This is a genomic window from Streptomyces sp. cmx-18-6 (genome assembly GCF_046548915.1).
Lineage (GTDB): Bacteria > Actinomycetota > Actinomycetes > Streptomycetales > Streptomycetaceae > Streptomyces.
In genome coordinates this window covers 208,049-233,380 of record NZ_JAEBEP010000009.1, presented here as the reverse complement: position 1 = coordinate 233,380, position 25,332 = coordinate 208,049, and the positions used below count along the sequence as shown (strand labels likewise).

Sequence of the window (25,332 nt, the reverse complement as noted above, 5' to 3'; positions counted from 1 at the left end):
GGCACGGGCCGGCGGCATTCTCTCCATGGCCACTGGTCACGGCCTGTTCAGCGCCCGCACCAGGGCGTTGGCATAGGCCGACGTACCGATGTTCTTGGGGTGGTAGCTTTCGCGGCTGGCACACCATGCCGGACCGGGGCACGGAAAGTCTCCCTCGCCCTGCTGGCCGAGGACGACTCCGTGGATCCCCTCGGGGTCGTCGCACACCCGCCGGCCCTCGAAGTCCTGGTCAGGCGATTCGAACAGCACCGGCATACCACTCTGCTTCAGGCCGGCCACCATGGCGGACTGCTTGTCCTTCATGTATCCAGCCATCTTGTTCATGCGGACCATGTCCTCGGTTCCCACCCCGCCGGAGCAGAGGATGTTGTTCGCATGGAAAAGCGTCGGATAGCCAAGCAGTACGATCTTGGCTTTCGGGGCTCTGTGGGAGATGTCGGTCAACGTATTTCTCGCTTCAGTGACCGACAGATCGATGTCCCTCTTCATGTCGTTTTCCGCAGGACACGCGGCGATGACACAGTTCCGGATGATGTCCGGGAACTTCGCGTCATTACCCCCGATAGTGAGGGTGACGAGCGTTGTGTTCGCGTCCAGCACGCCAGATCGATTCTGAGGGATCTCGCGGAAGTTGCCATCGTATCCCCATTCGAGCGGCTGCCCGGACAATTGCCATGTCTGCGCCCCGGAGCAGGCGACGAACTGGAAGTCTATTCGGGGGTCGTTGCTGTCGGACAACGCGCCGATCGTTGACGTGTGGCCAGGCAGGACCGCCTTGCGGGACCAGGCGTTGCCACTGCGTCGGCACGCGTTCCAGGAGCTGTCGCCGTGGTTGTTGTTACTGACGACGCTGTAGGCGCCGGCTCCTTCACCTGAGGCATAGGAATCGCCCAGGGCTACGACGAACTGTGCCGGCTTGGCAGCCAGGGGTACGAACGCCACCGCGTCCCAGGCCACTCGGTCCTCGCCCACGCCGTCCTCGGTGACGTTGGCCAACCTGACGCTGGGCAGACCCGACCCTCGGAAATCGAAGACCCCTAGATTGACCCAGCTGTTCTTTCGATGCCGGGTAGGGATGTAACGCTCTCCTACCTTCGTGCCACCCGAGTAGATCTCATAGCGAGCTTGCTGGGTCTGAGCTCCATGGTCGGGGATGTGCACCATGACCCTGCCCCATTTGTTGAGGGACGAGCTCAACTGCCAGGTTCCTGTGGCCTTGAGTCGTTCACCCTTGGCGCCCGCCCGGGTGGTCGACATGTAGAAGTGACCGCCGAATCCGGCGCCGAGCTGATGGGTGTCGACCTTGCCGGGCCAGACGGTACCCCCTCCGGTGCCCGCTTCGCCCTTGAATCCGAGGGTGAACGTCCCTGAGTTGGTCCAGCCCGAGTTCGAACAGCCGGGCCGCACCACGGGGGTGCCTCCGGCGACGTCGTCGACGATGAGCGCCCCGGCGGGCAGTCCTGTCCCGGCTGTGGTGCAGACGGGCGGGTAGGCCGTGCCGTCCGCTTCTTCCGGATAGGTCTCGTTGAACCGGACCAGCTCGTTGCCGCAGCTGTAGGAACAGTCCGTCTTCCAGCTCACCGACTGGTGGAACCAGCAGCGGAAGTCGCTTCGCGTACAGGGACCGCTCGTCGCTGAATCGTTGGATGCCTCATCGGAGATCTTGGAGGGGTCACAGGAGTTGTACGGGCCGCAGAACAGGTCCTCCGGCGGCTTGACCCGTGCCCGGTGGTACTTGCCGCTGCCGACGATCGTCGCGTCGCCGTCAGTGCCGTTCCACCAGGCGGGGCGGAACGCCTCGACCATCTTGCTCGGGGACTCGATGAAGGACGGTGGGTGGGCGGCGAAGCCGAGGACCTTCTCGGGGTAGGGCCAGTGCTGTGGACGGGCCGCGGCGGAGGCGTCCTCGTTGCCGTACCGGTCCTCCATGAAGGGATTACGGCCGGCGTCCCATTCCGGATTGGCGGGGTTGTTGGCCCAGCCCACTCCCCAGGGTTCGTTGTTGTTGACGTTCTCGTAGAACCCTGAATTGTAGGCCCACAGGGCGAAGAACCAGTTCTCCAGCCGCTTGGGGTCCCCGTCGTGCACGACGAGGCCGGCCTGCTTGGTCACGTTCCACTTGTCTGCGAGGATCTGGAGGCCGGCGGCGATGTTGGCGGTGTAATCGAGGGCGACCGCCCGCTGCTTCTGGTAATCCCAGGCGGCACCGCCCATTCCGTCTTCGCGTCCCGCCATCCGCATGTGGTCGGTCACCTGGGTCACACCGTAACCACAGTCGGCTTTACGGAAGTCGATGTCCCAGTCGGCGTCGTTGCCGTCCTTGAAGTCGGTGCCGTAGAAGTTGCCGATCAGCGGGTTGGCGGTCACCCCGGGAACAGCGCTGCGAGCGGCCTGCCACATGTTCGATTCCTGCGCGGTGATGCCCAGCAGGATCTGTGCGGGCACACGGCCGCCTCCGGACAGGGCCGGGCTGGGGAACATCGTCTGGGGCTGGTAGGCGGGCATCCCCAGGTTCTTCCAGTTCGCCGGACGGGATATGTGCCGGTTCAGACCTCCCTTGACGGCCTGGTCGACCGCCCACTCCACCTGGCGGGGCTTGGGCTGCATCGCCTGGTTGCGAGGATCGTTGCGGGGGACCGAGCACACCCGCTCCGATTCGACGATCTCTGTCGGGGAGCCGGCCGCGGCCACGCCCTTGTTCGCGGAGGAAGCGGGGCCACCGCTTCGCCCGGCGTCGAGGCGGGGCGAGGCGGCCAAGCCCTGATCCCAGTGAGAGGACCTCTTCCCCAGAGGGGAGACGGTGAACGCACTCGTCCGACCGGTGCCGCGGAACGTCGCGGTGATGTTCACCGATCGCGCGTCGTCCGCCTGCTCGGGTTGGAGGTGGGACGGCGACCCTTTGCCATCCGCCCACGCCGTGCGCTGGACCAGGGCCCGTGCGTGCGTGGAGACGATGGTGTCCTTGCCCGCTCCCGTGAGCTTCTGTACGACCGAGGGCAGCCGTTTCGACGCCACCGTCTCGCCGGTGAGGTAGACCGTTCCGGCCGCACGGGTCACCCCTACGGCGGAGAGCGCTCCGCTACCGAGCGTCGTCGTCTCTCCGTCCCCCAGAGTGCGCTTGACCAGCGTCTTCGCTTCTGTCGCGTTGTCCTTGCGAGGCTGCCTGTCCAGGAAGACGAAACCGCCGCCGGCATCGGGGGTGATCCGGTAAGGAGTTCCACTGGTGGCGGCAAGAGGGGTCTTCTTGCCCTTGTCGTCAATACTGACGACCTTCGCACCGTTGGCTGCGACGATGCCGGCGCCGCCGGGTACGGCCGAGGTGACCTGGCCGTCCGCGACCACCGGAGTGCCGAGCTTTCCCGTCACCGCGTCCACCGTGATGAGGCGCGTCTGCTGTCTGTCCTCACCGGGTGACTGGGTCAGGACAGCGGATTCACCCACCCCGCACCCGGGGTTGTAATAGGAGAGCGAGGCGGTGAGATCGAGTTTGGTCACCTTGCCCGAAGCCAGCTCGACGACTGCGGTGAATCCACCGCGAGCGTTCAGTTGAACGTCGTTGGTGAAAGTGCGCGGGGCATAGACGACCACCGCTCTCTTACCCGACGCCGTCACGCACGCATTGCCGATCCACGCGTCGGCATCGAACCCCGGCTCGGACAGCGAGGCGGCTGTCTTCCATGCGTATCCGGACTTTTCCGTCGCTGTGAGCAGATGAAACCCTTGCGCATCCGATGTGGTCGTCCACGCGACATCAGCGGACTGCGACCACTTCGCCCCCAGAACACGGCTGCGGTCAGCGGCCGGTATCGACGAAACATCAGCTTCCCCCTGCGCCTTCACGCCGGGGTCCGGAGCCTCGTCCTCTGCTCCCCAGGCAGGCTGCACCAAAGCCGCGAAAAGGGCCGTTGCTGCCGTTCCGGCCACGATTTTCGCAAATGATCTTCCCCGTCTCACTACATCCCACTCCTTCGCTCGATTCGTTATTCCATGTCGGCCATATCGCCCATGTCGTTCTTGCCGAACGAACAGTCGCGAATGGCATCGACCCGTCGGGTCGACGCGACGATATCTGTGCCGACTGGTGGATCGGGCGGTGAAAATTTAATCGGCTGATTTGCGTGACATCCGGCCAGAGGGTGACTGAAATATGACTTCGGATCGCGAGGGCGGGCGATCGTGGGGCCGTAATAGCGGAATGCTTCATTCTCGTCGGCGCTTTCGTTCGCAGCGTCCCAGGTGGCGAGCCCGTAGAAGGGATTCTGAGGGTTGAGCGCGCCGCGCCACTCTGCTCCGGTGTCGTTACCGAGGTTGCCCGCTGAGCCACAGAGAGTGATAGATGTGCGTTAGTGGGCATGGGATCCGCCGATCGCCTCGTCTTTTCCGGCCGCACGTTGGCTGAATTGCGAGGTGCGCGGAGTGGCGGCAAGGTCTGGACCGGTGGCTCGGCCTGGCCTAAGCTGCAGCCGCAAATCACCTGGGCGGGGCGGCGTGAGGTGCCAGATCGGCAATGCGGACATGGCTTCGAATGTTTCACGTGCTCGAATGGCTGACACGTCCGGAAGGTGAGCCGTGCGTGGTTCCGGCGAGGAGCCTCATTGCGGTACCGCGTCACCGGATCACTGACCGGAGAAAAGGAACGAATGATGCGATCAAGCACCCGCAAAGCGCTCGCCTATTCGGCCGGCCTGGCAATGATGACCGTCGGCCTCGCCTTCGGTACGACGACGACCGCTTCCGCGGCGAGTGGCTGCTCGGGTTCGCTCGTGGGCACGTACAAACTCAAGCAGACCAACGGAACGGTCATGAGCACCGCGCGTGTTTATTACTCGACCGCCAACGGGGGGACCAACTGCGCGACGAACACCGCAGGGCTGTACTACGGAAAGGTGACTCAACTCAGTGTGGCGATCGAGAGAGGAAATCTCACGGGCCGTCAAAGCGATCTCGGAGATTACAAATATTACGCCGGCCCTGTAAGGGTGACCGGAACCAACGGCAAGTGCATCAATATTTACGTCGGGGCTACCAATGGGCCCTCCGCCGGGCAGACGCTCGTCTGGCAGGAAGCCTGGCACAACATTCACTGCGGCTGATCATGATCGAGGCTGGGAGGTCGGATTTCATGCCTCCCGGAGAACCATGGAATGTAAATCGGCCGATCGGTCGGGCTTCGCTCAATCAGTTCGAGCGCGGAGCTACGGTAGTGCTCAAGCGGGTCGGGGCCATAACTCGGCGAGTTTCATGCCCGGTAGGTAGTCGGTCATTTTTTCCCGACCCTGACGTCAAGTGGGGGGAACGTGTCAAAAAGGTCATTCGTGGGACGCTGTGCGGTAACTGCCGGCATGACGGTGGCGGCGGTGCTCGTGCCGGTGTCCCAGGCGAACGCCTACGTTACGTACAGTTCGGATGAGTGCTCGTCGTCGACAAGATGTTTCGCGATCTTCTACAACAGTCTGCAGAGCATCGGCATCTTTTCCAGCGCCTGCTTCCTCACGAACAAGACCCATGACTCGCATACGGGATTTGATCACCTGACGCCCTCGGGGATGCAGCAGGTCCGATTCGAGTTCGGTCGCGACAAGGGGATAGCGCTGCCCAACGGCAGTAAGTGCCGTGCGGTGCAGCCAGGTTCCGGTGACGTTGTGAAGAACAATGCCGCCGGTGCGTCCAATGCCGACTCCCGATCGCACCGGATCTACTTCAACAGCAACCAGACCGGTGCATACCAGACATTCACGACAGGTGTCAACAAGAACCTCATCTCGTCCCTCAAGAACGAAAACGCTAGTAGTGCGAGGCTGTGATGACCATCCGACGCGTCTTCCTTGTTCCTGTGGCAGCTGTTTCTCTCGCGGTGCTCATGGCCGGCTGCGGGCAGCACGAATCAGATGGCTCACAGGTGGTGACCGCCGGCGGGGTGACGAAGGCCGAGGCCGCGACTCCGAAGGTCTTCACGGAGAATTGGCCGTCCAGAGTTCCTTCTGCCGGGCTGACCAAGGGCATGGCCCTGCCGCTTGAGCAGTACATGGTCTCCTATGCCGACGAAATCGCCGTCCAGCGGGCGCGGGACGTCGCTGAGATAGCCTGCATGCGCCGCTATGGCTTTGTGGACTGGAGAACCGAAGACCTCGGAACCTCCCCGCCGCCTGCGGACAACGCGTCGAACATGCCCCGTCGCTACGGCCTGACCGTCCTGGCGGAGGCTCAGGAGTTCGGCTACCGCGTGCCTGCTTCCGGCAGGGACAGCACCCCTCCGCCGGAGCAGGACGAGCCGGATGCCGAAAAGGTCTGGCGGGGGGCAGAGGGAAGCGAGAAGGCCACATCCTTCAAGGGGCGGGAACTTCCCGAAGGCGGTTGCAGCGGAGAGGTCGACCGGAAGGTCGGGTCGCTGGACGTCGAACTAGTGGAGCAGTTGAGCGCCGAGAGCTTCGAACGGTCTCAGCAGGTTCCGGCAGTCAAGGCCGCGATGGCCCGGTGGGCCGACTGCATGAACGCGCGCGGTCATGACGTGAAAACCGTCTGGGACGCCGGTGATCTGGCATCGGCGAACGCGCCCACGGCGTCGAGCAAGGAAATCAGCATTGCCACCGCCGAGGTCGAGTGCAAGGAAAAGACCGACCTGGTCAAGGTCTGGTACACCGAGGAATCTGCTATCCAGAAGCAGCTGATTGCCAGCCACACGTCGTTGCTCGACCGGGCTCAGAAGAGCTCGAAGAGCACGCTGGAAGCCGCGCCGGCTGTCCGTCCGTGAACAGCCCTGAGGCAGCGTGTCGGCTCACAGAGGGTTGACGGAATCCCGCCCGGTCTTGGACCGGGCGGGATTCCGTCGTCCGGGCCCACAGGGCGCCGGCCGGTGCGGGTCGGGGTGAGCCCGTCTCTCCTGAGCCGGTGGCGGTGGCGCGCAGTCGCGCGGCGGAGCACCCGCACGCGGACCTGCCGGAGTACCCGCACGCGGACACCTGGCGAGCGGTTCGACGAGGTCGAGGCGGTGACCGGGATCTACGGCGTGGACACCGGGGGGCGCGGCGGCGTGCACCTCTTCGTCTGTCCCGCGTGCCCCGGCATGCCGTACGCCCACCGCTACGACCGCTGAGGAGTCCCGCAGCGCTCGCAGGCCGGGCCCCGCGCCTCGGTTTCTCTACAGTTCTCGGCCAGTTCTGTAGAAAAGAGCCTCTTCTCCAGTCCTTGTCGCGGCAGTTCCGCTTACGCGAGAGTTCGGGACGCGGCGACAGGGACATGTCATCGCCGCCGGGCAGTGTCCACCGGAGCGCGTCGCGCGTCCCCAAGCGCGGTGCGGCCACCCCCCCATTGTCTGGACACTGCCCGTGTAGCGGAAGGAATCGCGTGAAGCACGGTAAGAAGAACGCGCGCAGATACATCGTGGCCGCCTCCATCGGCGCCCTTCTGTCGGCCGGAGTCGCCACAGGGGCCTACGCCGGTCAGGAGGAATCCGCGCCGCTGCGCTATCAGCCGGAGATGGTCCGGGCTCTCGCCTCGACCCTGGGCGTGAGTGAGCGGGAAGCCGGCGAACGGCTGGACAAGGAAGCCCGGCAGCAGGACCGGTTCGCGGAGTTGCGGGCGGAGCGCGTCTCCACGCTCGGGGCCTTCTTCGCCCCGGACGGAACCCTCGTCGTCAACGCCGCCGATGCGCAGGCGGCGAAGGAGGTCAGGGAGGCCGGGCTGAAGGCGCGGGTCCCCGAGCGCGGTGAGAGCGCGCTGAACCGCGTCAAGGCCCAGCTCGACACCCAGGCCCTCAGGAGCGCCCCGGCCGGGGTGTCCGCGTGGTCCGTGGACCTCGCGTCCGACACCGTGACCGTCGAGGTGAACGGTACGTCGGACACCGCCACCCGTGACTTCCTCGAGGCCGCGCGGAGCAACGGCGAAGCGGTACGGGTCGTCAAGGGCCGGGAGAAGCTGGAGACCCAGGCCGTCGTGCCGCCCGGCAGCCGGATGACGTTCAACGGCTACCTCTGCTCGGTCGGCTACGGGGCGAAGGACCGCTCCGGCAAGCAGGTGCTGGTGACGGCCGGCCACTGTGTGGACGGTCTGCCCGAACTCGCCTACAACGGGACCCGGTTCGCCAAGGCCACCCACACCCGGTTCGCCCTCGGCACGCGCAGCGTGGACATGGGCATAGCCGCCGTGGACTCCGGCCACTCGATCGGCCTCGACATCACCACGTACGGCAAGGCGGGCACTGTCGCCGTCCGGGGCAGCCAGCGCGCCCCGCAGGGTTCGGCGCTCTGCAAGTCCGGCCAGACCACCGGCTGGACCTGCGGCAAGGTCGGCTCGTACAACGTCAGCGTCACCTACACCGACGAGAACGGCGGCCCGGACACCGTGGTGACGGGGCTGGCGAGCTCATCCGTCTGCACCCAGGGCGGCGACAGCGGTGGCGCGTACGTCTCCGGCTCCCAGGCGCAGGGGATGACCTCCGGCGGTCCCATCGGCCAGCGGTGCAACGGCCAGGTGAACTCGCCCGGTTCGTCGTACTTCCAGCCGCTCGACGACGCCCTGAAGTACTACGGGCTGACGCTCAACACCAAGTAGCCCCGCCGGGCCCGCTCCGACGCCGAGCAGCCCCCCCCCGCCGGGGCGGCTCGACGGCGAGCGGCCCCGGCGGGAGACGCCGAGCAGCCCCCGCCGGGCGAAGGCGCCGCAAGCGCGGGAGACCGTCCACTCATCCTGGGCGGTCTCCCGTTCCACTCGTTCCACCCGTTCCCGGCCCGTAGTCCCACGCCACCCCGTGGACACCCGGCTTGCACCGGGAGGTGAGCACATGGACGTCGTACGCGTCGCTCAGCGGGATGCGCCGCCGGGCGTGGGGCGGCGAGCCGACCCGGTCCCGTACGTACCGGTGGCAGTCGGACGGCAGGGCGGCGGGGTGGAAGAAGACCTGCTGGAGGTACTCGTGGAGGTTCGTCCGCGACCAGCGCTCGTAGTGCGTGGCCGGTGTCTCGGACGGGCTCACCTCGACGGCGTAACTCACCACCGTGGTGTCCAGTTTGGCGAGCCGGCGGCCGAAGTGGATCTCCAGCACCAGGGACTTGAGGTTCTTGAGGTACGTGGCCTCGACGAGCCGGCCGCAGGTGACCCGGATGTCCACGGGCTCGGCCGCCTCGTCGTCGAAGCTGAGCACGAAGACCGCGCGGTCCGCGCCCGCCCGGCCGGCCCGCAGCACGTTCGTGGAGGAGATCCCGCTCAGCGTGCCGCTCTCGCCGACCGTCACGACGTCGTGGACGACCAACGAGCCCGTCTCCTGGTTGAAGTGGCGGAACCGCGCGCCGAGCGCCTTCTCCACCACCGAGTCCTCCCCGAGGACCTGGAGGGCGGCCCCCTCGCCGCCGGCCGGCGTGATCCGGCCACGGGGGCGGCGTGGGCCGAGCAGCGAGAGCAGGGCCCCGGCGGGCAGCTCCAGGATCTCCTCCAGCGCCTCCAAGGCCCGCAGGGACCGCGCCCGTTCGGGCTGGCTGCGGCCGCGCTGCCAGCTGCTGAGGGTGGCCTGGCTGATGACGATGCCGTGCGCCCTGAGCCGTTCGCTCACCCGCTCCAGCGAGAGCCCGCGCCGGTTCAGCGCCTGCCGCAGGGCCCCGGGGAAGGTCTCGGCCCCCGTGGCCTCCGGCATGGTGAAGTCGGTGTCCGTTCTGGTCGACATGTCCCTCCCGGTTTCCGGCACTCTCCCTGCGGGGCGGCCCGCGGGCCCCCGCATACTGGTTGACCACCGGGCGGGGGGCGGATAACAAAACCCCCGGGGGTGACCTGGCCCACACCTCCTCGGGCGCCGCGCCGCTCCGTGTGCGGGCCGGCCGGGACGTGAGTACGCGGGCGCTTGGCTGACGGAACGAAGGGCGTGACGGGCGTGCAGGGTCTGAACGGTCCGAACGGCGTGGACACCGCTCTGGTCATCGCGGCCAGGAACGGCGACCGGGGTGCGGGGGAGCGGCTCGCCGCCCAGTACCTGCCGCTCGTCTACAACGTCGTCGGGCGCGCCCTCAACGGCCACCCGGACGTGGACGACGTGGTGCAGGAGACCATGCTCCGGGCGCTCTCCGGCCTCTCCTCGCTGCGCGAACCCGCCCGGTTCCGGTCCTGGCTGGTGGCCATCGCCATGAACCAGGTCCGCACCCGCTGGTCCGTCCTGGGCCATCGCCCCGCCGCCCTCGACGAGACCGAGGAGCCCGCCGACCCGGCGGCCGACTTCGTCGACCTGACGATCCTGCGCCTGGAGCTCTCCGGGCAGCGGCGCGAGACCGCCGAGGCGACCCGCTGGCTGGACGACGCGGAACGCGATGTGCTCTCCCTGTGGTGGCTGGAAACCACCGGTGACCTCACCCGTGCCGATCTGGCCGAGGCGCTCGGGCTCTCCCCGCAGCACGCCGCCGTACGCGTACAGCGGGTCAAGAACCAGCTCGACGTCGGGCGCGCGGTCGTCCGGGCCCTGGCAGCCGACCCCCGCTGCCCCGACCTGGACGCGCTGACGGAGGACTGGGACGGCGTGCCCACGCCCCTGTGGCGCAAGCGGACGGCCCGGCACATACGGGGCTGCGCCACCTGCTCCGCCGGCAGCGCGAACCTCGTCCCGCCGGAGGGGCTGCTCTCCGGCCTCGCTCTGGTGGTGCCGTTGTACGAGGGTGGGCAGCACGCCTCGGCGGCGCTGGCCCCGGCGGTGGCCCCCGCCGCGTTCTCCGCCGGGAAGGCGGCGGGGCTGCTCGCCGCCGCGGCCGCCGTGACCTCCGTCGCCGTACTCCTGTGGCCCTCGGGCCCCGCCTCGCCCGAGTCCCGGGGCGGGGGCCCCACGCACCGTGCCTCGCCGCCCGCCGCCGCCCCGGCCGAGCCGCGTCCCGCGCCCTCCACCGCCACGTCGTCGTCCCCGCTCCCGCCGTCGCCCTCGGCCTCGCCCAGCCGTACGGCCGCCGCCTCCCGGCCGCCCTCCGCCGCTCCCGCGCCCTCGGCCGCGTCCGCGCTCCCGGCCCCGCCGGCCGGCCCGGACCAGCGGCTGGTCACCCGGGTCAACACCCTGCGCGCCGAGACCGGCTGCCCCGGCCTGCGCACCGATCCCCGGCTGACCGAGGTCGCCCAGCGGCACTCCGAGGACATGGCCGCACGGAACTATTTCGGCCACACCGACTCCTCGGGCCGGGGGATGGGCGACCGGGTCGCCGCCACGGGCTACGACTGGTCGGCCGTGGGCGAGACCATCGCCACCGGCATGCGCGACCCGGCCGCCGTTGCCGAACAGTGGCGTCGCAGCCCCGGCCGCGACGGCGACATCTTCAACTGCGACTTCGTCCACGTCGGCGTGGGCATCGCGGACTCCCCGCGCGGCCCCTACTGGACCCAGGTGCTGGCCACCCCGCGCTGAGCGGCCCGGCTGGTGGCCGGTGCCGGTGGCCCATGCCGGTGGTCAGTGCCCGTTGTCAGTGCCGGGTGGCAGACTCGGTCGGCATGGAGAGCACTGTGCAACTCAGAGATGTCGAGCAGGCGGACCTTGAGACGTTCCTCGCGTACGAGCACGACCCGGAGGCGGTCCGGCGCTCGAAGTTCGCCCCACGGGAGCGGGAGGCGTTCATGACGCACTGGGCCACGAGGGTGCTGGGGGACCCCGAGGTCTTCGTGCAGACGGTCGTCGTGGACGGCGATCCCGCCGGGAGCATCGTGTCCTGGTGGGTGGAGGGGCAGCGCACCATCGGCTATTGGCTGGGCCGCCCGTACTGGGGCCGGGGCATCGGCACCGTGGCGCTGAACGCGTTCCTGGAGCGGGAGAAGATCCGCCCCCTCTACGCCGACCCCGTCGCGGGCAACACCGGCTCGGTGCGGCTGCTGGAGAAGTGCGGGTTCGTGGCCACGGGGACGGTCGTGCACGGGGAGAACGAGCACGTCGTCCTGGTGCTCGGCGGGGACGCCTGAGGAACCGGCCTCCCGCACGGCGGCGGTGGTCCCGGCCGCCGGCGCCGGAGCGGCGCGGGGTTCACGGCTGCCGGAGCGGCTTGGCCATGCAGATGCTGCTCTCGTACTCCCGGTAGTGGCCGAACTTCTCGCAGACCGTGTAGCCGCTCGACGTGTACAGCGCTATGGCCTCCGGCTGCTGGTCCCCGGTCTCCAGGACCATCCGGACGCGGCCGGCGGCCCGTGCGTCGTCCTCCAGGGCGGCGAGCAGCCGGCGGGCCAGGCCGCGCCCTCGGCCCTCGGGGATCACGAACATCCGCTTGATCTCGGCGTCGCCGTCCCCGTAGCCCTCGGGGTTGCGGTCCTGGGTGCGCCAGCCGCCGGTGGCCACCGGGCGGTCCTCCTCGTCGTAGGCGAGCAGATACAGACCGTGCGGGGGCTCGAACATGGCCGGGTCGAGCGGGGTGACATCGCCCTCGTCGCCGTAGCGCACGGCGTACTCGAGCTGCACCTGGTCGTTGAGTTTGACGGCGTCGGGATGATCGAAGCGACGCGGGCGGATAATCATGCTGGGCATCGTATATCTATGTCTAGGGCGGGTGGGTACTGTTTCCGGATGCTGACCGTTACGAGCGTGAATGTTAATGGGCTCCGCGCCGCCACGAAGAAAGGCTTCGTGGAATGGCTGGCGAGCACCGAAGCCGATGTGATCTGCCTCCAGGAGGTCCGCGCCGACCCCGCCCAGCTGGCCGAAGAGGTCCGTTCCCCCGAGGGCTGGCACGCCGTGCACGCCCCCGCCGCCGCCAAGGGGCGCGCCGGGGTCTCCGTCTACGCGCGGCGCGCGCCGGAGCGGGTGCAGATCGGCTTCGGCGGGTTCGAGGTCCCCGGCGCCGAGGAGTTCGACGCGAGCGGCCGGTACGTCGAGATCGACCTCCCCGGCGTGACCGTCGCGAGCCTGTACCTGCCCTCCGGTGAGGTCGGCACGGAGCGGCAGGACGAGAAGGAGCGCTTCATGGCGGCCTTCCTCACCTACCTCCAGGGCCTGAGGGAGCGGGCGGCGGCGGACGGCCGCGAGGTCGTGGTCTGCGGCGACTGGAACATCGCCCACCAGGAGGCCGACCTGAAGAACTGGAAGGCCAACCAGAAGAACTCCGGCTTCCTGCCCGAGGAGCGGGCCTGGCTGACGCGGGTCTTCGAGGAGGCCGCGTACGTCGACGTCGTACGGGCGCTGCACCCGGACACCGAGGGGCCGTACTCGTGGTGGTCCTACCGGGGGCGTGCCTTCGACAACGACGCCGGGTGGCGGATCGACCTGATCGTCGCCTCGCCCCGGCTGGCGGAGCGTGCGGTGAAGGCGTACGTGGAGAGGGCCGCGAGCCATGCGGAACGGTGGAGCGACCATGCGCCCGTGACCGCCGTCTTCGACCTGTAGAGCGCCTGGGGAACGCCCCCGTAGAACCCTTTGAAGAGCGCCCCTGGGGAAGTCGCCGGCCGCGTGGGGGCGACCGGGTGCTCCCGTCGCGGCCGCCCCGGGTGGGAAACGGGGTGATCCCCCCGCGTCCCGGGCGGGAAGCGGGGGGGATCCCCTCCCCCGCCCGTCCCTGGCCGGAAGCGCGGTGACGTCCCGGCCGTCCCTGGCGCAAAGCACGGTGACCCCCTCCTCCCGGGTCCCGGGAGGGGTCACTCCGCCTTAGGGGGCTGGGTGCCGTCCTCGCGGCGCAGTCTGCGGTCCAGGGCCATCGACAGCTCCGCGTCCACCACCGCACGGGCCAGTGGCCGAAGTTGGGCCGGTTCGGTCTCCTTGGTGTGGGCATGCAGTACGCGTACGAAGATTTCGGCGAGAGCGTCCGCGTGCTCGCGGACGCGTCGGCCCGAGGAGAGCACCGTGGCCAGCGGCACCCCTTCCCGTACGAGCTCCGCCGACACCTCCAGCAGACGCCGGCTGATGTGGACGATCTCGTCGCCATCGGTGGCGAGATAGCCCAGGTCCAGCGCGGTCGCCAGGTTCTCCGGGGTGACCTCGCCCTCGAAGTAGTCGGCGAGCTGTTCCGGGGTGAGCCGGACCGGGGTCTCCTCGGTCGGCTCGCCGAGGCCCAGCACCTCGGCCACATCGCGTCCGCTCTCGAAGGTGGCGGCCAGGTCCGCGATGCCGTTGAGGGTGTGGCCGCGCTCCAACAGGCCCGTGATGGTGCGGAGCCGGGCCAGGTGGTGGTCGTCGTACCAGGCGATCCGGCCCTCCCGGCGGGGTGGCGGGATCAGGCCGCGCTCCCGGTAGAAGCGCAGGGTCCGCACGGTGATGCCGGCCTCATGGGCCAGCTCCTCCATGCGGTATTCGCGGTGCTCGCGTCCTTCAGCCACAGGGGCACCCTATGTTGTACCGCCAGTAACTTTCCTCGGTCCGCCCCCTACCCATCAGTACGAGCCTGCTCTACTCTCCGAACAATGCCAGTGATTGCTGGCAGAGTCGTGTGACGTACCGCGGGAGGCGGCAGCATGGCCCAGCAGGAGCACGTACGTGTGGCGGTGATCGGAACCGGATTCGGGGGCCTGGGGGCCGCCGTCCGGCTGCGCCGCGAAGGCATCACCGATTTCGTCGTCCTGGAGCGGGCCGACTCGGTGGGCGGCACCTGGCGCGACAACAGCTATCCCGGCTGCGCCTGCGACGTACCGTCCCACCTCTACTCCTTCTCCTTCGCGCCCAACCCCGACTGGCCGCGCACCTTCTCCGGGCAGGAGCACATCCGCGCCTACCTGGAGCGCGTCGCCGACACCTTCGGGCTCCGTCCGCACATCCGGCTGAACCATGAGGTGAAGCTGATGAGCTGGGACAAGGAGAACCTGTACTGGGTGATCGAGTCCGCGGACGGGTCCGTACTCCGCGCGGACGTCGTCGTCTCCGCCACCGGGCCGCTCTCGGACCCCAAGATGCCGGACATACCCGGGCTCGACTCCTTCCCCGGCAAGGTCTTCCACTCCGCGCGCTGGGACCACGACTACGACCTGGCCGGCAAGCGCGTCGCCATGGTCGGAACGGGCGCCTCCGCCATCCAGATCGTCCCGGCGATCCAGCCGAAGACCGCCCAGCTCACGCTCTTCCAGCGCACGCCCCCCTGGGTCATGCCGCGCATGGACCGCACCATCAGCAAGGCCGAGCGCGCCCTCCACCGGGCCGTCCCCGCCACCGGCACCGCACGCCGCGGACTGCTGTGGGGCATACGGGAGTTGCAGGTCAGCGCCTTCACCAAGCACCCCGACCAGCTGGGCCTGGTGGAGAAGATAGCCAAGTCCAACATGGCGCGGGCCATCAAGGACCCGGCCCTGCGGGCGAAGCTGACCCCCGACTACCGCATCGGCTGCAAGCGGATCCTGCTCTCCAGCACCTACTACCCGGCGCTCGCCCAGCCCAATGTGGACGTCGTGGCCTCCGGGCTCAGCGAGATACGCGGCTCCACCGTCGTCGCCGCGGACGGCAGCGAGGCCGAGGTCGACGCGATCATCTTCGGCACCGGCTTCCATGTGACGGACATGCCGATCGCGGAGCGGGTCGTCGGCGAGGAGGGCATCACGCTCGCCGAGTCCTGGAAGGACGGGATGAACTCGCTGCGCGGCGCGACCGCCGCCGGGTTCCCCAACTGGATGACGATCATCGGCCCCAACACCGGGCTCGGCAACTCCTCGATGATCCTGATGATCGAGTCCCAGCTCAACTACATGGCCGACTACCTGCGGCAGTTGAACGTGCTGGGCGGCCGCGCGGCGCTCGGCGCGCGCTCCACCGCCGTCACCGCGTGGAACCACCGGGTCCAGGAGCGGATGAAGCGCACCGTGTGGAACACCGGTGGCTGCACCAGCTGGTACCTGGACGCTGAGGGCCGCAACACGACGGTCTGGCCGGGCACGACGGGCGAGTTCCGGCGGCAGACGCGGACGGTGGACCTCGCGGAGTACGACGTCATCCGGGCCGGGACTGCGATCGGCGGAGCGGAACGGCTGGGCGGGCGCGGGCTCGTACCGGAGCAGCCGGGGCGCGCCGACCGGGAGGCCGTCGAAGCCGGGAAGTCCGCGACCGGCGGCTCCGTCGTCGAGGAGGCCGCGCGATGAGCCGTCTCCTGCACCGCGACGACGCCCCGCCGGTACCCGCGAGCGAACAGTTCGTACGGTCCGCGGACGGCTCGCGCATCCACGTCGAGCTGCACGGGCCGAAGGACGCGCCCGCCGTGGTCCTGGCCCACGGCTGGACCTGCAACACCCACTTCTGGGCCGCGCAGATCCGGGACCTCGCCGCCGACCACCGCGTCATCGCCTACGACCAGCGCGGCCACGGCCTGACCCCCGAGCCCGGCCCCGGCGGCTACAGCCCGGGCGCCCTGGCCGACGACCTCGAAGCGGTCCTCGCCGCGACCCTGGCCCCCGGGCGGAAGGCGGTGCTGGCCGGGCACTCCATGGGCGGCATGACGCTGATGGCCGCGGCCCGCAGGCCCGGGCTGCGCGAGCACGCCGCCGCCGTGCTGCTCTGCTCCACCGGCAGCGACCGGCTGACCGCCGAGGCGCTCGTCCTGCCGATGCGGGCGGGCGCGTTCCGGACCCGGCTCACGGCCGCGATCCTCGGGTCCGGGGCGCCCCTCGGGCCGGTCACCCCGGTCTCCAGGAAGATCCTCAAGTACGTGACGATGGGGGCCGGTTCGGCTCCGGAGCGGGTCGACGCGTGCGCCCGGATCGTGCACGCGTGCCCGCGCCGCGCGCGGGTGGGGTGGGGCCACGTGCTCGCCGAACTGGACGAGGCGGCGAGCGTGCGGGAGCTGCGGGCGCCGACCGCGGTCATCGCCGGCACGGAGGACAGGCTCACCCCGCCGGTCCACGCGCGGGCCATCGCGGCGGCGCTGCCGCTGGGCCTCGGGCTGACCGAGCTGACGGGCGTGGGGCACATGACGCCGATGGAAGCCCCGGAGGCCGTCACGGCGAAGCTCAGAGAACTGGTCACCCGGTACGTCACCGAGCGGACGGCCGCCCCGGCGGAGAAGGAGGATGTCGCATGAGCAGCAGGCGGAGTCTGGAGGGCCAGGTCGTCGTCGTGACCGGCGCGGCCCGTGGCGTGGGCGAACTGCTGGCCCGCAAGCTGTCGGCGCGCGGTGCGACGCTGGCGCTCGTCGGCCTGGAGCCGGACGAGCTGAAGAAGGTGTCCGAGCGGCTGCACGGCGAGAGCGACCACTGGTTCGCCGACGTCACCGACCACGCGGCGATGGCCCAGGTGGCGCGCGAGGTCAAGGACCGGTTCGGCAAGGTCGACGTGGTCGTCGCCAACGCGGGCGTCGCATCGGGCGGCCCGTTCGTCGACTCCGACCCGGACGCCTGGCGGCGGGTCATCGAGGTGAACCTCATCGGCGGCGCGGTCACCGGGCGGGCGTTCCTGCCGGTGCTGATGGAGAGCCGCGGCTACTTCCTCCAGATAGCGTCGCTGGCCGCGATCACCCCGGCCCCGATGATGACGGCGTACTGCGCGTCCAAGTCGGGCGTCGAGGCGTTCGCGCACAGCCTGCGCGCCGAGGTCGGCTACAAGGGCGTCAAGGTCGGGGTCGGCTACCTCTCCTGGACCGACACCGACATGGTGCGCGGCGCTGACCAGGACGACGTGATGCGGGAGTTGCGCCAGCGGCTGCCGTGGCCGATGAACCGCACGTATCCGCTCGGCCCGGCCGTCGAACGGATCGTGGACGGGATCGTCCGGCGCTCCCCGCATGTGTACGCCCAGTGGTGGCTGCGCGGGATGCAGTCGGTCCGGGGCTACCTGCCCTCCGTCATCGCGATCGGCGGACAGCGCGAGATGCGCCGCTTCGAGCCGCGCCTCCACACCGTGCCGAAGGGGCTGGTGGGGGCCGGGGGAGAGGCGGACCAGGACGCGCGAGCCGAGCGTGCTGACCGTGCGTAACGGTACGTAACGTTCCGAAATGCGTGGGATGTCGGGTCGTGCAACGCTGGGCGAGGCCCCGCTGGGGGCCGTCCACACGTACTTCACGCATCCCACAGGAGTGAACAGCATGGGTATCGCAGACCAGTTCAAGGACAAGGCGCAGGACCTCGCCGACCAGGCCAAGCAGGCCAAGCAGAAGGCCGGCCAGGGCAAGGACGAGGCCCAGCAGCGGGGCTCGAAGCCCCGCGACCGCGGCCAGGAGCACGGCTCCGACGCGTCGACCGGCCTCCGGGACCGGGCCCAGGACGCGAAGGACCAGGCGCGCGAGCGTTTTGACCGTTGACGGTCGCTGAGGTGTGACGCGTGCGCGCTGCGGTTCGCGCGTGCGCGCGCGTCGCGTCGGGAGGCGCACCCGGGTTTCCGGGTGCGCCTCCTTCTCGTTGTACGGAGCCGGTGCCGCTCGCTTGATCGATACCGGCGCTTCGGGCCCTGGCCGGGGTCGGTACGGAATCGCCGCCCTCGATGGTGGAGATCTGCGGCTGGCTCATCCCGGCCCGGCGCGCCAACCCGGTCTGGGAAAGTCCGAGCGCGGTGCGGCGGTCGTAGACAGCCTGGCCGAGGGTCAAGGAGTGTCCGGCTTCGACGTAGGCGGCGGACTCCTCTACTGTCTCGCCCAACAGCTTCCGGGGCCGGCGGGTCTTCCCTGCGGAGTGATTCACGGGCTCTCCCATGACTGCCGCGCGAGCAGCCGGCTCGGCGCTCTCGGCCTCGCCCGGCAGTGGGGCGTTTCCCTACCTCGGCGGCAGCGGTGGGCGCCGCAGGTTCGGGGCCGTGTCGTACGACGGGGGCGTCGACGCCGGGTGGGACGCCAGGAGGTCCAGGGCCACCCGCACCGCGTCGTCCAGGACCGCGTGGCGGCCCTCCGCCCAGTCCAGGGGGGTGCGCAGGGCCTCCAGGTCCGGTTCCACGCCGTGGTTCTCCACCGACCAGCCGTACGTGTCGAACCAGGCGGCGTTCATCGGGACCGTGATCACCGTGCCGTCGCCCAGGCGGTGGCGGCCGGTCATGCCGACCACCCCGCCCCACGTCCGCTGGCCCACCACCGGGCCCAGCTTCAGCAGCCGGAACGCGGCGGTGATCATGTCGCCGTCCGAGGAGGTCGCCTCGTCGGCCAGGGCGACGACCGGGCCCCTCGGCGCGTTGGAGGCGTAACTCACCGCCTGCGCGTTGCGCGTCAGGTCCCAGCCGAGGATCTTGCGGGTGAGCTTCTCCACGACCAGCTCGCTGATGTGCCCGCCCGCGTTGCCCCGTACGTCCACGATCAGCGCGGGCCGGGAGACCTCCAGGCGCAGGTCCCGGTTGAACTGGGCCCAGCCCGAGCCGCCCATGTCCGGGATGTGCAGGTAGCCGCACTTGCCGCCGCTCAACTCCCGTACGACGTCACGCCGTTTGGCCACCCAGTCCTGGTAGCGCAGTGGGCGTTCGTCCACCAGGGGCATGATCGCCACCCGCCGCGACGGGCCCCCGCCCGGCGGCGTGAACGTCAGCTCCACCGTCGTGCCCCCCGCCGCCGCCAGCAGCGGGAACGGGCCCGTCACCGGGTCCACCGGGCGGCCGTCCACATGGGTGAGGGCCGCGCCCTCCCGGATGCCCGTGCCGGCCAGGGGTGAACGCGCCTTGGAGTCGGAGGAGTCGCCGGGCAGGATGCGCTGGATCGTCCACGCGCCGTCCCGGCAGACCAGGTTGGCCCCGAGCAGGCCGATGGCCCGCTGGTAGTGCGGCGGGCCCTCGTTGCGGCGGGCGGGGGAGACGTACGCGTGCGAGGTGCCCAGCTCGCCCAGCACCTCGCGCAGCAGATCCGCGAACTCGTCGGGGGACGCGACCCGTTCGACCAGCGGGCGGTACTGGTCCAGCACCCCGTCCCAGTCGATGCCGCACATGTCCGGCTCCCAGAAGTACGAGCGGATGATCCGGCCCGCCTCCCCGTACGCCTGCCGCCACTGTGCCGCCGGGTCCACCTCGTGCAGGATGCGGCGCAGGTCCAGATAGACCGTGGAGTCGCCGTCGCCCGGCTCGGTCGCCGGCAGGGCGCGCAGCTCGCCGTCGTCCATCACGACCAGGCGCGAGCAGTCGCCGCTGACCGCGAACCAGTCGAGGTGGTCGACCAGTTCGGTCCTGCGGGCCTTCGCGATGTTGAAGTGCTCCAGGGTGGGCCGCCCCGACATGTCGGCCGGGTTCGCGAACGTCTCGCCGAGCGCCCCCGAGATCGGCCACCGCAGCCAGACCAGGCCGCCGCCGCTCACCGGGTGCAGGGCCGAGTACTTGGAGGCGGAGACCGGGAACGGCGTCACCCGGCTCTCCAGGCCCTCGAACTCGACCATCACCGTCGACGACCCCTCCGCCGCACCCCCGTCCGCCACGTCCACCGGGTCGAGCCCGCCCGCCGCCGGACGCCCGTCCGGGGAGAGCGCGAAGGGGGAGGGGGTCGCGGAGGAGAGCGGGACCAGGTAGGGGCGGCAGCCCAGCGGGAAGGAGAGGTCGCCGGTGTGGACGTCGTACACCGGGTCGAAGCCCCGCCAGGACAGGAACGCCAGATAGCGGCCGTCGTCCGTGAAGACCGGGTTCTCGTCCTCGAAGCGGCCGTTGGTGACGTCGACGATCACCGGGGCTCCGGGGCCGGAGATCCGGGCCAGCTTGATCTGCCGCAGCGAGCGGCCGACGCCCGGGTGGGACCAGGTCAGCCAGTCGCCGTCCGGGGAGAAGGCGAGGTCGCGGACCGGGCCGTTGACCGAGCGGATCAGCTCGGTGACGTCGGAGGGGGGCTGTGCGCCTGGGCCGACGGGGGAGGAGGCCGGTGCGCCGGTGGGCGTGGCCGCCGCCGTGGCGGGGTCGGGGGAGGCCGGTGCGCCGGTGGCGTCGGGGGGCTGCGCCCGTGTGCCGGTGCCGGTGCCCGTGTCCGTGTGCGTGTCCGTGTCGGGGAACTGTGCGCCCGTGTCCGTGTCCGTGTGCGCGTCGCGGGGCTGTGGGCCCGTGCCCGTGTGCAGGTCCGCGCGCGTCGAGCCGCTGGGGGCCGTTCCCGCGATGCCGGCGACCTCGCCCTCCCCCGTGTCCAGGAGCAGCAGCCGGCCGTCGTTGGAGGCGATGGCGAGCCGTTCGCCCGCCGGGTCGGAGATCATCTCCTGCACCCGGCCCAGCCGCCCCGAGGCGAGCCGGCGCGGGGCGCGGTCGCCGCTGGCGCGCGGCAGGTAGGCGATCTCCACCGCGTCCTCGCCGTCCGCGTCGGTGACGTACGCGACCCGGCCCCCGCTCCCGAGCATCTCCGGCAGCCGCACCCGCACCCCCGGGGTGTCGCTGATGGTGCGGGCGGGGCCGTCGCGGTGGGTGAGCCAGTAGAGGCTGCCGCGTACGGTGACGGCGCTGGCCCGGCCCGTCTCGTCGACCGAGAGCGAGTCGACGTTGCTGGCGGCGGGCACCTGGTGGCTGCGCCGGCCGGTGCGCGGCCCCCCGAGGCGTACCTCCAGCTTGCGCGGGACCGCGTCCGGCGACTCCAGGTCCTCGACCAGCCAGAGGTCGCCGCCGCACTGGTAGACGACCCGGCGGCCGTCGCTGGAGGCGTTGCGGGCGTAGAAGGCGTCGTGGTCGGTGTGGCGGCGCAGATCGGCGCCATCGGCCCGGCAGGAGTAGACGTTGCCGACGCCCTCGTGGTCGGAGAGGAACGCGATGCGGCGGCCGACGAACATCGGTGAGGCGAGGTGGCCGTCGATGTCCGGGAGCAGGCGCTCGCCGTGCAGCCAGAGGCGGCCCATGGCCCCGCCCCGGTAGCGCTTCCAGGCGGCCGGCTCGTGCGGGGGCGTGCCGGTGAGCAGCAGGGTGCGGCGCTCGCCGTCGAGGTCGGCGACCGCGATGTCGGAGACCGGGCCCCAGGGGAGCCTGCCGCCGGGGCTGCCGTCCGTGGGGACGCTGTAGGCCCAGGAGAAGTACGAGAACGGCTGGTTGTGCGAGGAGACGGCGAGGATCTGGGAGGCGTCGGCCGGATCGGGGCTCCAGCCGCAGACCCGGGCGTCGGTCGAGCCCCAGTGGGTGAGCCGGCGGGCCGGGCCGCCGGCGACCGGGGCGAGGTGGATCTCGGGGTCCAGGGTCCGCCAGGTCGTGTAGGCGATGGAGGCGCCGTCCGGCGAGAAGCGCGGATGGCTGACCCGGGTCCGGTCGACGGTCACCCGCCAGGCCCGCCCGGGCCGGTGGCCTGCCGGGACGAGAGGGGCGACCCAGAGGTCGTCCTCGGCCGCGAAGCAGAGCATGTCCTGGTGGAGATGGGGAAACCGGAGATACGCGACGTCGTCACTCACCCCTCAATGCTTTCCGCGCGACGGGCCCGGGGCAAGTTGTGGTGCAGCGCACAAGCGAAACGATTTCGTTTCGCTGGGCGGGAGGGGTACGGTTCAGGTGTACGAAACAGTTTCGTTCGACGGTGGTTCCGTTCGACGGTGAACGGAACACCGGACCGGTGGGTCGAGCGCGAAGGGGGCCGGCACATGGCACGCACCAGGCTGACCCCCGAGCGTGAGGGCGAGCTCTACGAGGCCGTCCTCGACCTGCTCCGTGAGGTCGGCTACGACGCCCTGACCATGGACGCCATCGCCGCCCGCACCCGGTCGAGCAAGGCCACGCTCTACCGCCAGTGGGGCTCCAAGCCCGAGCTGGTCGCCAAGGCGCTGCGGCACAACAAGCCGGGGAGCCTCGCCGAGATCGACACCGGTTCGCTGCGCGGGGACTTCCACGCCGCGCTGAGCCGGGCCGACGACTGCCAGATGGAGAAGGACGCCGCGCTGATGCGGGGTCTGAGCCATGCCGTCCACGAGTACCCCGAGCTGCTCCAGGCCCTGCGCGAGCTCTTGATCGAACCGGAGATGACCGGTCTCGACGAGCTGCTCCAACGGGCGGTGGCGCGGGGCGAACTGCGCGCGGACAACCCGGCGCTGAAGTACATCCCGCACATGCTGGTCGGCGCGCTGGCCGCCCGGCAGCTGATCGAGGACCGCCCGGTCGACCAGGCGTTCCTCATCGACTACGTGGACTCCGTGGTTCTCCCCGCCCTCGGAGTCTGACGACCCCGTCCCCGCCCCGTACGGCCCTCTCCCCGACGTGCCACCCACCTGACAACGCCGCTCTCGTCGTCGGGCCGGAACTTCACGCCCACATCCACTCATACGACCTGACCGGGAGTACGCCTCCGTGGCCACTTTCCTCTACAAGCTCGGACGGCTCGCCTTCCGGCGCCGCCGCTATGTCGCCCTGATCTGGGTGGCACTGCTGGCGCTCGCCGGATTCGGCGCGGCCTCCGCGTCCACCGCCACCTCCAGTTCCTTCTCCATTCCCGGTACGGAGGCGCAGCGCGCCTTCGACCTGCTGGAACAGCGCTTCCCCGGCGCGAGCGCCGACGGGGCCACCGCCCGTGTCGTCTTCAAGGCCCCCGAGGGCGAGAAGGTGACCGACGCGGCCAACAAGGGCGAGATCACCGGCATCGTCAAGGAGCTGGCCTCCGGCTCCGACCAGATAGCCCAGGTCGCCGACCCGTTCGAGGCCAAGGCCGTGAGCCAGGACGGTTCGACGGCGTACATCTCGGTCGCGTACAAGGTCAACTCCATGGAGCTGACCGACGCCACCCGCGACGCCCTGGAGGACGCGGGCAAGGACGCGCAGAACAGCGGCATGAAGGTGGAGATCGGCGGCGACGCCCTCCAGGTCATGCCGCACACCGGGACCGCCGAGATCATCGGGGTCGCCATCGCGGCCGTCGTCCTGGTCATCACCTTCGGATCGCTGATCGCCGCCGGGCTGCCGCTGGTCACCGCCCTCATCGGCGTCGGCATCGGGGTCTCGCTCATCACGGCCCTGGCCAGCGTGCTGGACCTGGGCTCCACCACCCCGATCCTCGCCTCGATGATCGGCCTCGCGGTCGGCATCGACTACGCCCTCTTCATCGTCTCCCGCTACCGCGCCGAACTGGCGGACGGCCGCGAGCGCGAGGAGGCGGCAGGGCGGGCTGTCGGCACCGCCGGGTCGGCCGTCGTCTTCGCCGGTCTGACCGTGGTCATCGCCCTGGTGGGCCTCGCCGTCGTCAACATCCCGATGCTGACGAAGATGGGCTTCGCCGCCGCCGGTACGGTCGCGATCGCCGTGGTCATCGCCCTCACGCTCGTCCCGGCCCTGCTGGGCTTCGCCGGCAAGCGGGTCATGGGCCGCAGGGCGCGCAAGGCCGCCGAGGCGGAGAACCGTCCCGACGCCAAGCCGAACATGGGCACCCGCTGGGCGCGGTTCGTGCTGCGCAGGCCGGTGTGGGTGATGCTGGTCGGCATCCTCGGCCTCGGCGTCATCGCCGTACCGGCGGCGTCCCTGGAGATGGGCCTGCCCGACGACGGCGCGCAGCCGAAGTCGACCACGCAGCGTCAGGCGTACGACATGCTCTCGGACGGCTTCGGCCCCGGCTTCAACGGCCCGCTGATGGTCGTCATGGACGGCAAGGGCAGCTCCGACCCGAAGGCCGCGGCCGAGCAGGTTTCCAAGGAGATCGAGTCGATCGGCGTCGTCGCCGTCACCCCGGCCCAGTTCAACAAGGCCGGTGACACCGCGACGATCACGGTCATCCCGAAGGACCGGCCGTCCTCCCACGCCACGGAGGAGGTCGTCCACGACATCCGCGACGCGGGTGCGGACATCAAGGCGGACACCGGGGCCGAGGTCCTGGTCACCGGCGCCACCGCGATGAACATCGACTTCTCGCAGAAGATGAACGACGCGCTGCTGCCCTACCTGGCCCTCGTCGTCGGCCTCGCGTTCCTGCTGCTGATGCTGGTCTTCCGCTCGATCCTCGTCCCGCTCAAGGCGGCCCTCGGCTTCCTGCTCTCGGTGGTCGCGGCTCTCGGCGCGGTCGTCGCGGTGTTCCAGTGGGGCTGGCTCGGCTCGGTCTTCGGCGTCGAGCAGACCGGCCCGATCATGAGCATGATGCCGATCTTCATGGTCGGCGTGGTCTTCGGCCTCGCGATGGACTACGAGGTCTTCCTCGTCACCCGGATGCGCGAGGCGTACGTCCACGGCGAGAGCCCGGGCCAGGCCATCGTGACCGGCTTCAAGCACGGCGCACGGGTGGTCACGGCGGCGGCCGTGATCATGATGGCGGTGTTCGCCGGCTTCATCGGCTCCACCGAGCAGATGGTCAAGATGATCGGCTTCTCGCTCGCCGTCGCCGTCCTGTTCGACGCCTTCGTGGTGCGGATGGCGATCGTGCCCGCCGTACTGGCCCTGCTGGGCAAGCGGGCCTGGTGGCTGCCGCGCTGGCTGGACCGGGCGCTGCCCAACGTGGACGTGGAGGGCGAGAAGCTGCAGAAGCAGCTGACGGACGAGACCGCCGGCTCCGATGGCGGTGACGGGGGCGAGCGCGAGCTCGTACGCGTCTGAGTCGTCGTCCGGACCGCACCGTGAAGGACTCCGTCGAGCCGTTCGAGTCCTCTGGACCCCGGGGCCGCGTCTGAGCGGAGCGC

General features: G+C 70.0%; 18 protein-coding genes and 1 pseudogene. 13 read left to right on the top strand and 6 right to left on the bottom strand.

What is annotated here, in order from left to right; translation table 11 throughout:
- Positions 1–36: 36 nt before the first annotated feature.
- Entirely contained in the window at positions 37–3,924 is a 3,888-nt protein-coding gene (locus ACLJPL_RS22380; RefSeq protein ID WP_411082659.1) for an SGNH/GDSL hydrolase family protein, read from the bottom strand.
- A gap of 719 nt (positions 3,925–4,643) precedes the next feature.
- On the opposite strand from ACLJPL_RS22380, the gene ACLJPL_RS22375 reads away from it, so the two are divergent.
- The 4 genes from ACLJPL_RS22375 (at position 4,644) to ACLJPL_RS22360 (ending at position 8,550) form a co-directional block, all read left to right on the top strand.
- Positions 4,644–5,093, top strand: a complete 450-nt coding sequence (locus ACLJPL_RS22375) for a hypothetical protein (RefSeq protein WP_411082658.1) — start codon at positions 4,644–4,646, stop codon at positions 5,091–5,093.
- 249 nt (positions 5,094–5,342) lie between these two features.
- Complete coding sequence (locus tag ACLJPL_RS22370) at positions 5,343–5,804, top strand: hypothetical protein (protein WP_411082657.1); 462 nt, start codon at positions 5,343–5,345, stop codon at positions 5,802–5,804.
- Between the two features lie 29 nt (positions 5,805–5,833).
- Positions 5,834–6,751 carry a hypothetical protein gene (locus tag ACLJPL_RS22365; protein ID WP_411082656.1) on the top strand — a complete coding sequence of 306 codons (918 nt, stop codon included), beginning with the start codon at positions 5,834–5,836 and terminating at the stop codon, positions 6,749–6,751.
- A 593-nt stretch (positions 6,752–7,344) separates the two neighbouring features.
- Entirely contained in the window at positions 7,345–8,550 is a 1,206-nt protein-coding gene (locus tag ACLJPL_RS22360) for a S1 family peptidase (RefSeq protein WP_411082655.1), read from the top strand.
- Between the two features lie 130 nt (positions 8,551–8,680).
- Here the strand turns inward: ACLJPL_RS22360 and ACLJPL_RS22355 are convergent, their stop codons facing one another.
- Positions 8,681–9,655, bottom strand: coding sequence for a helix-turn-helix domain-containing protein (locus ACLJPL_RS22355; protein ID WP_411082654.1), 975 nt, complete (start codon positions 9,653–9,655; stop codon positions 8,681–8,683).
- A gap of 195 nt (positions 9,656–9,850) precedes the next feature.
- On the opposite strand from ACLJPL_RS22355, the gene ACLJPL_RS22350 reads away from it, so the two are divergent.
- Together ACLJPL_RS22350 and ACLJPL_RS22345 are read left to right on the top strand one after the other, a co-directional pair.
- Entirely contained in the window at positions 9,851–11,362 is a 1,512-nt protein-coding gene (locus ACLJPL_RS22350; protein ID WP_411082653.1) for a sigma-70 family RNA polymerase sigma factor, read from the top strand.
- A gap of 83 nt (positions 11,363–11,445) precedes the next feature.
- Positions 11,446–11,907: a GNAT family N-acetyltransferase gene (locus ACLJPL_RS22345; protein ID WP_411082652.1), complete on the top strand. Its 462-nt coding sequence runs from the start codon at positions 11,446–11,448 to the stop codon at positions 11,905–11,907.
- 61 nt (positions 11,908–11,968) lie between these two features.
- Here ACLJPL_RS22345 and ACLJPL_RS22340 read toward each other — a convergent pair whose 3' ends face one another.
- The gene (locus ACLJPL_RS22340) at positions 11,969–12,454 is read right to left on the bottom strand and encodes a GNAT family N-acetyltransferase (protein ID WP_411082651.1); all 486 of its coding nucleotides are present in this window, start codon (positions 12,452–12,454) and stop codon (positions 11,969–11,971) included.
- Positions 12,455–12,502: 48 nt separating this feature from the next.
- Here ACLJPL_RS22340 and ACLJPL_RS22335 point away from each other — a divergent pair, with 48 nt between their 5' ends.
- Positions 12,503–13,318 carry an exodeoxyribonuclease III gene (locus ACLJPL_RS22335; protein ID WP_411082650.1) on the top strand — a complete coding sequence of 272 codons (816 nt, stop codon included), beginning with the start codon at positions 12,503–12,505 and terminating at the stop codon, positions 13,316–13,318.
- Between the two features lie 248 nt (positions 13,319–13,566).
- Here the strand turns inward: ACLJPL_RS22335 and ACLJPL_RS22330 are convergent, their stop codons facing one another.
- A complete protein-coding gene (locus tag ACLJPL_RS22330; protein WP_411082761.1) occupies positions 13,567–14,211 on the bottom strand; it encodes a MerR family transcriptional regulator in 645 nt (214 codons plus the stop codon).
- Positions 14,212–14,379: 168 nt separating this feature from the next.
- On the opposite strand from ACLJPL_RS22330, the gene ACLJPL_RS22325 reads away from it, so the two are divergent.
- From ACLJPL_RS22325 to ACLJPL_RS22310, 4 genes are all read left to right on the top strand, one after another.
- The gene (locus tag ACLJPL_RS22325; protein WP_411082649.1) at positions 14,380–15,987 is read left to right on the top strand and encodes a flavin-containing monooxygenase; all 1,608 of its coding nucleotides are present in this window, start codon (positions 14,380–14,382) and stop codon (positions 15,985–15,987) included.
- On the top strand, positions 15,984–16,922 hold the full coding sequence (locus ACLJPL_RS22320; protein WP_411082648.1) for an alpha/beta fold hydrolase: 939 nt from the start codon (positions 15,984–15,986) through the stop codon (positions 16,920–16,922). Before ACLJPL_RS22325 ends, ACLJPL_RS22320 begins: the two co-directional genes overlap by 4 nt.
- On the top strand, positions 16,919–17,812 hold the full coding sequence (locus ACLJPL_RS22315; protein ID WP_411082647.1) for an SDR family oxidoreductase: 894 nt from the start codon (positions 16,919–16,921) through the stop codon (positions 17,810–17,812). The genes ACLJPL_RS22320 and ACLJPL_RS22315 overlap by 4 nt, the downstream gene beginning before the upstream one ends.
- A gap of 109 nt (positions 17,813–17,921) precedes the next feature.
- Positions 17,922–18,137 (top strand): hypothetical protein, encoded by a 216-nt coding sequence (locus ACLJPL_RS22310; RefSeq protein WP_411082646.1) that lies wholly within the window; start codon positions 17,922–17,924, stop codon positions 18,135–18,137.
- A 154-nt stretch (positions 18,138–18,291) separates the two neighbouring features.
- Here ACLJPL_RS22310 and ACLJPL_RS22305 read toward each other — a convergent pair.
- Positions 18,292–18,513 (bottom strand): annotated as a pseudogene (locus ACLJPL_RS22305) (helix-turn-helix domain-containing protein); the annotation flags it as partial.
- Positions 18,514–18,585: 72 nt separating this feature from the next.
- Positions 18,586–22,140: a S41 family peptidase gene (locus ACLJPL_RS22300; protein WP_411082645.1), complete on the bottom strand. Its 3,555-nt coding sequence runs from the start codon at positions 22,138–22,140 to the stop codon at positions 18,586–18,588.
- 186 nt (positions 22,141–22,326) lie between these two features.
- Between ACLJPL_RS22300 and ACLJPL_RS22295 the strand changes: the two genes are divergently transcribed.
- Positions 22,327–22,899: a TetR/AcrR family transcriptional regulator gene (locus ACLJPL_RS22295; RefSeq protein WP_411082644.1), complete on the top strand. Its 573-nt coding sequence runs from the start codon at positions 22,327–22,329 to the stop codon at positions 22,897–22,899.
- Positions 22,900–23,026: 127 nt separating this feature from the next.
- Positions 23,027–25,249: an MMPL family transporter gene (locus ACLJPL_RS22290; protein ID WP_411082643.1), complete on the top strand. Its 2,223-nt coding sequence runs from the start codon at positions 23,027–23,029 to the stop codon at positions 25,247–25,249.
- Positions 25,250–25,332 lie beyond the last annotated feature (83 nt).

Bases quoted from the DNA above. Each gene is read 5' to 3' on its own strand.
- ACLJPL_RS22355 (WP_411082654.1), bottom strand. From the start codon at position 9,655: ATGTCGACCAGAACGGACACCGACTTCACCATGCCGGAGGCCACGGGG.
- ACLJPL_RS22330 (WP_411082761.1), bottom strand. From the start codon at position 14,211: ATGGAGGAGCTGGCCCATGAGGCCGGCATCACCGTGCGGACCCTGCGC.
- ACLJPL_RS22370 (WP_411082657.1), top strand. From the start codon at position 5,343: ATGACGGTGGCGGCGGTGCTCGTGCCGGTGTCCCAGGCGAACGCCTAC.
- ACLJPL_RS22340 (WP_411082651.1), bottom strand. From the start codon at position 12,454: ATGATTATCCGCCCGCGTCGCTTCGATCATCCCGACGCCGTCAAACTC.
- ACLJPL_RS22315 (WP_411082647.1), top strand. From the start codon at position 16,919: ATGAGCAGCAGGCGGAGTCTGGAGGGCCAGGTCGTCGTCGTGACCGGC.
- ACLJPL_RS22345 (WP_411082652.1), top strand. From the start codon at position 11,446: ATGGAGAGCACTGTGCAACTCAGAGATGTCGAGCAGGCGGACCTTGAG.
- ACLJPL_RS22335 (WP_411082650.1), top strand. From the start codon at position 12,503: ATGCTGACCGTTACGAGCGTGAATGTTAATGGGCTCCGCGCCGCCACG.
- ACLJPL_RS22375 (WP_411082658.1), top strand. From the start codon at position 4,644: ATGCGATCAAGCACCCGCAAAGCGCTCGCCTATTCGGCCGGCCTGGCA.
- ACLJPL_RS22310 (WP_411082646.1), top strand. From the start codon at position 17,922: ATGGGTATCGCAGACCAGTTCAAGGACAAGGCGCAGGACCTCGCCGAC.
- ACLJPL_RS22320 (WP_411082648.1), top strand. From the start codon at position 15,984: ATGAGCCGTCTCCTGCACCGCGACGACGCCCCGCCGGTACCCGCGAGC.
- ACLJPL_RS22325 (WP_411082649.1), top strand. From the start codon at position 14,380: ATGGCCCAGCAGGAGCACGTACGTGTGGCGGTGATCGGAACCGGATTC.
- ACLJPL_RS22295 (WP_411082644.1), top strand. From the start codon at position 22,327: ATGGCACGCACCAGGCTGACCCCCGAGCGTGAGGGCGAGCTCTACGAG.